Raw genomic sequence first — 7,762 nt, 5'->3', positions numbered from 1 at the left:
TAAGCTCCTGGCCACGTCCCCTTCGTCTAGTGGCCTAGGACACCGCCCTTTCACGGCGGTAACAGGGGTTCGAGTCCCCTAGGGGACGCCATGCGGGAATAGCTCAGTTGGTAGAGCACGACCTTGCCAAGGTCGGGGTCGCGAGTTCGAGTCTCGTTTCCCGCTCCAGTTTCACGAAACGCCGCTCAATCGAGCGGCGTTTTCGTTTGTGCTTCAAGGCCATGAAAAAGCCCCGCTGATGCGGGGCTTTTCGTTGTCAGTGCTTGGCGCTCTCGGCGGGCAGGGCGAGCAGCTGCTTTTCCTGGTTCCAGTCGAACGGCTCGCCGTTCTCCTCGGCCTCGAAGCGCCGCTCGTCCAGGCGCTGGAACAGCGCGATCTCCTCGTCCGGCATGAAGTGCAGGCAGTCGCCGCCGAAGAACCACAGCAGGTCGCGCGGCACCAGGTGGGCGATCTGCGGGTAGCGGTGGAATACCTGGCTGATCAGGTCCTGGCCCAGGTACAGGCTGCCTTCCGTATCGCTCGGCAGCTGCGCGAGCAGTTCATCGAAGCGTTCGAGGAACAGGGCGTGAGCATCGTCCTCCACCTGCTCGGCTTCGCCCAGGGCGACCAGGATGCCGCGCAGGTGGGCGAGCAGGGCGAGGTGGTGGTCGAGGTAGGTCGAGGCCATGGCAAGAGTCCTGAGTCGGGAAAACGGCCGCGGAGTATAGAGCGAGCGCTGCGCCCTGTCCCGCCGTCCATGCGTGCTGTCGATAGTCATCATCGGCCGTCGCGGCTTTCATCCCGCGCCGATTGCGGGCAGGCTAGCCTGTAACCAAAGGTTGCAAATGCCGCTCCATGACCTTATCTAAGCCATCCCCTTGCCGAGTAAGCGCACTTACATGACCTCCGCACTGTCCATCCGGCAGCTGACCAAGACCTACGCCAACGGCTTCCAGGCCCTCAAGGGCATCGATCTGGAGGTGGAAGAGGGCGACTTCTTCGCCCTGCTGGGCCCCAATGGCGCCGGCAAGTCCACCACCATCGGCATCCTCTCCACCCTGGTGAACAAGAGCGGCGGCACGGTCGAGGTGTTCGGCCACGACCTCGACCGCGACCCCTCCGGCCTCAAGCGCTGCCTGGGCGTGGTGCCGCAGGAGTTCAACTTCAACCAGTTCGAGAAGTGCTTCGACATCCTCACCACCCAGGCCGGCTACTACGGCATACCGCTCAAGCTGGCCAGGGAGCGCGCCGAGCAGTACCTGACCCAGCTCGGCCTGTGGGACAAGCGCAACAACGCCTCGCGCGAGCTGTCCGGCGGCATGAAGCGCCGCCTGATGATCGCCCGCGCGCTGATCCACCAGCCGCGCCTGCTGATCCTCGATGAGCCGACCGCCGGCGTCGACATCGAGCTGCGCCGCTCGATGTGGAGCTTCCTCACCGAGCTGAACCAGCAGGGCATCACCATCATCCTCACCACCCACTACCTGGAAGAGGCCGAGCAGCTCTGTCGTAACATCGGCATCATCGACCACGGCCGCATCGTCGAGCGCTCCAGCATGAAGGACCTGCTGAAGAAGCTGCACGTGGAGACCTTCCTGCTCGACCTCAAGGAGGCGACTCTGGTCATGCCGCAGCTGACCGGCTACCCGGCGCAGCTGGTCGACGACCACACCCTGGAAGTGCAGGTGGAGAAGAGCCAGGGCATCAATGACCTGTTCCGCCAGCTGGCGGCGCAGAAGGTCGAGGTGCTGAGCCTGCGCAACAAGAGCAACCGCCTGGAGGAGCTGTTCGTCTCCCTGGTCGAGAAGAACCTGGAAAAGGTGGCCAAATGAGCCCGGAACTCGCCTCCAACTGGGTCGCCCTGCAGACCATCGTGCGCCGCGAAGTGCGGCGCTTCATGCGCATCTGGGCGCAGACCCTGCTGCCGCCGGCCATCACCATGGCCCTGTACTTCGTGATCTTCGGCCGCCTGATCGGCAGCCAGGTCGGCGGCGTGGGGCAGTACTCCTACATGGAGTTCATCGTGCCCGGCCTGATCATGATGTCGGTGATCACCAACTCCTACAGCAACGTGGTGTCGAGCTTCTTCTCCAGCAAGTTCCAGCGCAACGTCGAGGAGCTGCTGGTATCGCCGGTATCGCCGCACACCATCCTCATCGGCTACACCATCGGCGGCGCCCTGCGCGGCCTGGCGGTGGCCTTCATCGTCACCCTGCTGTCGCTGTTCTTCACCCAGTTGCAGGTGCACCACCTGGGCGTGACGGTGCTGGTGATCCTGCTCACCGCCATCACCTTCTCGCTGGGCGGTTTCATCAACGCGGTGTATGCGCGTAACTTCGACGATATCTCGATCATCCCGACCTTCGTGCTGACGCCGCTGACCTACCTGGGCGGGGTGTTCTACTCGATCAGCCTGCTGCCCGAGTTCTGGCAGACGGTGTCGCTGGCCAACCCCATCCTGCACATGGTCAACGCCTTCCGCTACGGCATTCTCGGCGTGTCCGACATCAATATCGGCATCGCCATCGGCATGATGCTGCTGGCCAGCACGGTGCTCTACATCGTCTGCATTCGCCTGCTGAAGAGCGGGCGCGGCATGCGCCAGTAAGCATCGCGTAACATTTTCGGCGGTCGGCAAGCCCGGTCGGCATCGTTAGACTCGACCACTTGGACAACAAGAGGTCGCTCGATGACTACCCGCCGCCGTCACGCCCTGTTCATCGCTTCCCTGCTCGCCATCGCTGCGCCTGCGGCCCTGGCCGAGCGACCTCCACTGGTGGAAGTGGTGCAGCCCGAGCGGGCGCTGGTGCGTGACGAGCTGGTGACCTTCGGCTCGCTGCGTTCGGACGAGTCGACCATGATCCGCCCGGAAGTCGACGGCCGTGTCGCCAGCCTGCAGTTCCGCGAGGGCCAGGCGGTCAAGGCCGGTGATCTGCTGGTCAGCCTGGATGACGCCATCGCCCGCGCCGAGCTGGCCCAGGCCCGCGCCAACCTGGACCTGGCCGAGAAGAGCTTCGAGCGCACGCAGATGCTGTTCAAGCGTGGCGCCAGCAATGCGCAGACCCTCGACGAGGCACAGTCGCAGCTGCAGGCGGCGCGCGCCAGCCTGGCCCTGGCCCAGGCCCGCCTGGACAAGACGCAGATCCGCGCGCCCTATGACGGCGTGCTCGGCCTGCGCCTGGTCAGCGCCGGCGACTACCTCAGCGCCGGCGACAATATCGTCAACCTGGAAGTGCTCGACCCGCTCAAGGTGGACTTCCGCATCCCGCAGAAGGCAGTCAGCCAGGTGCGCCTGGGCCAGGCCATCGAGCTGAGCCTGGACGCCTATCCCGGCGAGCGCTTCCGCGGCGAGATCATTGCTCTCAACCCGCGTCTGGACGAAGTCGGCCGCAGCCAGGCGCTGCGCGCGCAGGTGGCCAATGCCGACCAGCGCCTCAAGCCCGGGCAGTTCGTCAAGGTGTCGGTGATCCTCGCCGAGCGCCCGCAGGCCCTGCTGATTCCGGAAGAGGCGGTGATGCCGCTGGGCCAGCTGCTGTTCGTCAACCTGGTGGTGGACGGCAAGGTCGAGCGCCGGCAGATCCGCCTGGGCCAGCGCCAGCGCGGCAAGGCCGAGGTGGTCGAGGGCCTGGACGGCAGCGAGACGCTGATCAGCGCCGGCTGGCAGAAGGTCGCGCCGGGCCGCGAGGTGCGCAGCGAACCGCGGGGTGAGGTGCAATGAGCCTGTCCGACATCTGCATCCGCCGGCCGGTGTTCGCCACCGTGCTGTCGCTGATCATCGTGCTGCTCGGCCTGCTGGCCTACCAGCGCCTGGCGGTGCGCGAATACCCCAACATCGACGTGCCGATCGTCACGGTCAACGTCATGTACCCCGGCGCCAGCCCGGAGATCATGGAGTCGCAGGTCGCCCAGCCGGTCGAGGACGTGCTCTCCGGCATCGAGGGCCTGGACTTCGTCAGCTCCATCAGCCGCTCGGAGAATACCCAGATCACCGCGCAGTTCCGCCTCGGCACCGATTCCGACGAGGCGGCCAACGACGTGCGTGACCGCCTGGGGCGGGTGCGCAGTCTGCTGCCGGACGAGATTGACGAGCCGATGGTGCAGAAGGTCGAGGCCGACGCCCAGCCGGTGATCTGGCTGGCCTTCTACAGCGAGCGCTTCTCCGCCATGGAGATCACCGACGTGATCGAGCGGGTGGTGCAGGATCGCCTGCAGACCATTCCCGGCGTGTCCGAGGTGCTGATCCGCGGTGCGCGCACCTATGCCATGCGCATCTGGCTCGATCCGGAGAAGCTGGCCGCGCATGACCTCACCGTGCAGGACGTGGAGGACGCCCTGCGCCGGCAGAACGTGGAGATTCCCGCCGGGCGCATCGAGTCGGTTCAGCGCGAGTTTTCCGTGCTGGCCGAGACCGACCTGCAGACCCCCGAGCAATTCAACCAGCTGATCCTCGACGACTCGCGTGGCTACCTGCTGCGCCTGGCCGACGTCGGCCACGCCGAGATCGGCGCCGCCGACGAGCGCACCCTGGCACGCTTCAACGGCCGCTCGGCGGTGGCCGTGGGGATGATCAAACAGGCCACGGCCAACCCGCTGGACATCTCCGATGGCCTGGAGCAGGCGCTGCCGAGCATCCGCAAACTGCTGCCTGAAGGCATGGAGATGCAGGTGTCGAACGACAACTCGCAGTTCATCCGCGAGTCGATCGACAACGTCTACACCACCATCTGGGAAGCGGTGCTGCTGGTCATCCTGATCATCTTCCTGTTCCTCCGCTCGCTGCGAGCCACCCTGATCCCGCTGGTGACCATCCCGGTGTCGCTGATCGGCGCCTGCGCGCTGATGGCGCTGATGGGCTTCTCCATCAACACCCTGACCCTGCTGGCCATGGTGCTGGCCATCGGCCTGGTGGTGGACGACGCCATCGTCGTGCTGGAGAACATCCACCGGCACATCGAGCAGGGCATGCGCCCACTGCAGGCGGCCTTTGTCGGCAGCCGCGAGATCGCCTTCCCGGTGATCGCCATGACCCTGACCCTGGCTGCAGTGTACGCACCGATCGGCTTTATGCAGGGCACGACGGGAAAGCTCTTTACCGAATTCGCCTGGACCCTGGCCGGCGCCGTGCTGGTGTCCGGCTTCGTCGCCCTGACACTGTCGCCGATGATGTGCGCCTACCTGCTCAAGACGCACTCGCCGCAGCAGCACCACAGCCGCCTGTACAACCTCATCGAGCACGGCCTGGAGCGGCTGAACCAGGGCTATGGGCACCTGCTGCAGCGGGTACTGCGTGCCTGGTGGCTGGTGCTGGTGGTGCTGGCGGCGATGCTCGCCCTGTGCGCCTGGCTGTTCCTCGGCCTGCGCAGCGAACTGGCTCCGACCGAGGACACCGGCACCATCGTCGGCTCGATCAACGGCCCGGACGGCGCCACCCTCGGCTACACCAGCCGCTACGCCAAGCAGCTGGAGGAGGCCTATGCCGCCATCCCCGAGACCAACCGCTACATGGTCATCGTCGGCTTCCCCACGGTGGCCCAGGGACTGTCGTTCATGAAGCTGGAGGACTGGGACGAGCGTGAGCGCAGCCAGTTCGAGATCCGCGACGAGCTGCTGCCCAAGCTGCAGGACATCCCCGGCGTGCGCGCCTTCCCGATCAACCGGCCGCCGCTGGGGCAGAGCGCGCGCAACCAGCCGGTGAACTTCGTGATCCGTTCCTCGCTGGAGTACGCCGAGCTGCAGCCCTACGTCGAGCAGCTGCTGGCCGAGGTGCGCGACTACCCGGGCCTGGAAAGCCTGGACAGTGACCTCAAGCTCAACACGCCGCAGCTCAAGGTCACGGTCAACCGCGAGCAGGCGGTAGCCGTGGGTACCGACGTGGCCACCATCGGCCGCAGCCTGGAAAGCCTGTTCGGCAGCCGCCAGGTGACCCGCTTCAAGCAGAACGGCGAGCAGTACGACGTGCTGGTGCAGCTGCAGGACGTTGACCGCAGCAACCCGGACGACCTCAACCGCGTCTACGTGCGTGGGCGCGACGGCAGCATGGTGCAGCTGTCCAACCTGATCGAGGTGCGCGAGACGGTGGCGCCGCGCGAGCTCAACCACTTCAACCAGCTGCGCGCGGTGACGGTCACCGCCAACGTCGGCTCCGGCTACACCCTGGGTCAGGCGCTGGATCACCTGGAGGAGCGGGCGCGGGCGATCTTCCCGGCCGACACCCAGTTCGACTACACCGGTACCTCGCGTGACTTCAAGGAGTCCGAAAGCGGGGTGGCGCTGATCTTCGTGCTGGCCCTGGTGTTCATCTTCCTGGTGCTGGCGGCGCAGTTCGAGAGCTTCCTCGACCCGCTGATCATCCTGTTCAGCGTGCCGCTGTCGATGGCCGGCGCGCTGCTGGCGCTGACCCTGTTCGGCGGCACCCTGAACATCTACTCGCAGGTCGGCCTGGTGACCCTGATCGGGCTGATCACCAAGCACGGTATCCTCATCGTCGAGTTCGCCAACCACCTGCTGCGCGAGGGCCGCGAGCTGGGCGAGGCGGTACTGGAGGCGGCGCTGCAGCGCCTGCGGCCGATCCTGATGACCACCGGCGCCATGGTCCTCGGCGCGGTGCCCCTGGCCATCGCCAGCGGTGCCGGCGCCGAGAGCCGCCAGCAGATCGGCATGGTCATCGTCGGTGGCCTGCTGGTGGGCACCTTCTTCACCCTGTTCGTGGTGCCGACGCTGTACATGCTGCTGCGCCGCTGGCGGCCGATCGCCGTGCACCAGGACGAACCGCAGACCGCCTAATTCGCGCCGCTGGTCAGTGCCGGTTGGCGTGACGGGGCCTGGCGACTATGCCTTAACCAGGCATCGTTCGCAGGGAGGCCCCGTCATGAAGCCGCTTCTGTTGGTTCTGTTCATCGCTCTGTCGCTCTCCGGTTGCACCCTGAACCGCGCGGGGCTGGCCGCCATGCCCGGCGGCGAATTCACCGCCACGCCGGCCCTGGCCTGCCCGGGCGATACCGTGACCATTGCCTGGGACACCCAGCGTCCGCGCCAGTCGAGTTTCTGTCGCTTCCCCAACGGTAACCTGCCCGAGTTGCAGAGCTGCGGCTCTAGCCTGGACTGCACGGTCGGCGGCAGCATCTGCCTGGACGGTTACTGCAACCTGTGTTTGGCCATCGCCGACGAGCAGGAGCGCCGCAGCGAATGCGCCGCGCCAAGCAATCGCGGTTGTCAGCCCGATTTCAATGCCCGTATCCGTATTACCCCGGAGCCGACTCCGCCGCTGGTGGCGGCCGAAGACATTGTCGAGCATCGCGGCGAGCGGACCTTCGTGGTGCAGGAAACCACCGATATCGCCTTTCTCAGCGAAGTCGCGGATCCCGAGGGCAATCGCGCCGGGCACCCGGACTGGCTGGGGCGCATCGACCTGAACGCGCGGGTCGAGGTGGTCGATCCCGAGCTGGTGCGCACGGCGGCCAATGCCTACGAGTGCCGGGGGCGTGCCAGCTGGCCGGGCACCCGCCTGGAGACGCTGTTCCCCGGCGCCTCGCCGCGCTTGCGGGTGCTGACAGTGCGCAACCCCAATCCTTTTGTCGTGGTCGGCAGTATCGATGGCACGCCGTTGCGCCTGGCCCCGAGAGAGGTGCGCGAGCTCGGCCTGCTGCCGCAAGGCGAGCTGCAGGCCCAGCCGGATGCGGACTTTCTGCGCACCTTGCCGCCCGTGCAGTGCAGCGCCATTTTCAGCAGTGGCAGTTACCCCAGCGCACCGCTGGAGCTGACCCTGGGTTGCACACCGCCCTAG

Annotated in this window: 6 protein-coding genes and 2 tRNA genes; 7 read left to right on the top strand and 1 reads right to left on the bottom strand. The window is 66.3% G+C overall.

All coding sequences use genetic code 11. The annotated features are described in order from the left end of the window. Window positions 1–15 precede the first annotated feature (15 nt). Both DMO17_RS08185 and DMO17_RS08180 read left to right on the top strand, forming a co-directional pair. Window positions 16–91, top strand: a tRNA-Glu gene (locus DMO17_RS08185). A gap of 1 nt (window position 92) precedes the next feature. Continuing rightward, window positions 93–168: transfer RNA gene (locus DMO17_RS08180), tRNA-Gly, on the top strand. Between the two features lie 88 nt (window positions 169–256). Here the strand turns inward: DMO17_RS08180 and DMO17_RS08175 are convergent. Next, window positions 257–667, bottom strand: a complete 411-nt coding sequence (locus DMO17_RS08175; RefSeq protein ID WP_110682011.1) for a PA2817 family protein — start codon at window positions 665–667, stop codon at window positions 257–259. A 211-nt stretch (window positions 668–878) separates the two neighbouring features. Between DMO17_RS08175 and DMO17_RS08170 the strand changes: the two genes are divergently transcribed. From DMO17_RS08170 to DMO17_RS08150, 5 genes are all read left to right on the top strand, one after another. Then, complete coding sequence (locus DMO17_RS08170) at window positions 879–1,811, top strand: ABC transporter ATP-binding protein (RefSeq protein WP_110682010.1); 933 nt, start codon at window positions 879–881, stop codon at window positions 1,809–1,811. Next, window positions 1,808–2,587 (top strand): ABC transporter permease, encoded by a 780-nt coding sequence (locus tag DMO17_RS08165; RefSeq protein ID WP_076583531.1) that lies wholly within the window; start codon window positions 1,808–1,810, stop codon window positions 2,585–2,587. The genes DMO17_RS08170 and DMO17_RS08165 overlap by 4 nt, the downstream gene beginning before the upstream one ends. A gap of 81 nt (window positions 2,588–2,668) precedes the next feature. Then, complete coding sequence (locus DMO17_RS08160) at window positions 2,669–3,697, top strand: efflux RND transporter periplasmic adaptor subunit (RefSeq protein ID WP_110682009.1); 1,029 nt, start codon at window positions 2,669–2,671, stop codon at window positions 3,695–3,697. After that, complete coding sequence (locus DMO17_RS08155) at window positions 3,694–6,762, top strand: efflux RND transporter permease subunit (protein WP_110682008.1); 3,069 nt, start codon at window positions 3,694–3,696, stop codon at window positions 6,760–6,762. The genes DMO17_RS08160 and DMO17_RS08155 overlap by 4 nt, the downstream gene beginning before the upstream one ends. A gap of 85 nt (window positions 6,763–6,847) precedes the next feature. Beyond that, window positions 6,848–7,762 (top strand): hypothetical protein, encoded by a 915-nt coding sequence (locus tag DMO17_RS08150; RefSeq protein WP_110682007.1) that lies wholly within the window; start codon window positions 6,848–6,850, stop codon window positions 7,760–7,762.

This window comes from Aquipseudomonas alcaligenes (genome assembly GCF_003205495.1).
GTDB classification, from domain to species: Bacteria; Pseudomonadota; Gammaproteobacteria; order Pseudomonadales; family Pseudomonadaceae; genus Aquipseudomonas; species Aquipseudomonas alcaligenes_B.
The sequence above is the reverse complement of the archived record's forward strand: the minus strand, read 5'-3'. Positions and strand labels throughout refer to the sequence as shown.

Coding starts and splice junctions, on each gene's coding strand:
- DMO17_RS08150 (WP_110682007.1), top strand. CDS start 6,848: ATGAAGCCGCTTCTGTTGGTTCTGTTCATCGCTCTGTCGCTCTCCGGT.
- DMO17_RS08160 (WP_110682009.1), top strand. CDS start 2,669: ATGACTACCCGCCGCCGTCACGCCCTGTTCATCGCTTCCCTGCTCGCC.
- DMO17_RS08155 (WP_110682008.1), top strand. CDS start 3,694: ATGAGCCTGTCCGACATCTGCATCCGCCGGCCGGTGTTCGCCACCGTG.
- DMO17_RS08170 (WP_110682010.1), top strand. CDS start 879: ATGACCTCCGCACTGTCCATCCGGCAGCTGACCAAGACCTACGCCAAC.
- DMO17_RS08175 (WP_110682011.1), bottom strand. CDS start 667: ATGGCCTCGACCTACCTCGACCACCACCTCGCCCTGCTCGCCCACCTG.
- DMO17_RS08165 (WP_076583531.1), top strand. CDS start 1,808: ATGAGCCCGGAACTCGCCTCCAACTGGGTCGCCCTGCAGACCATCGTG.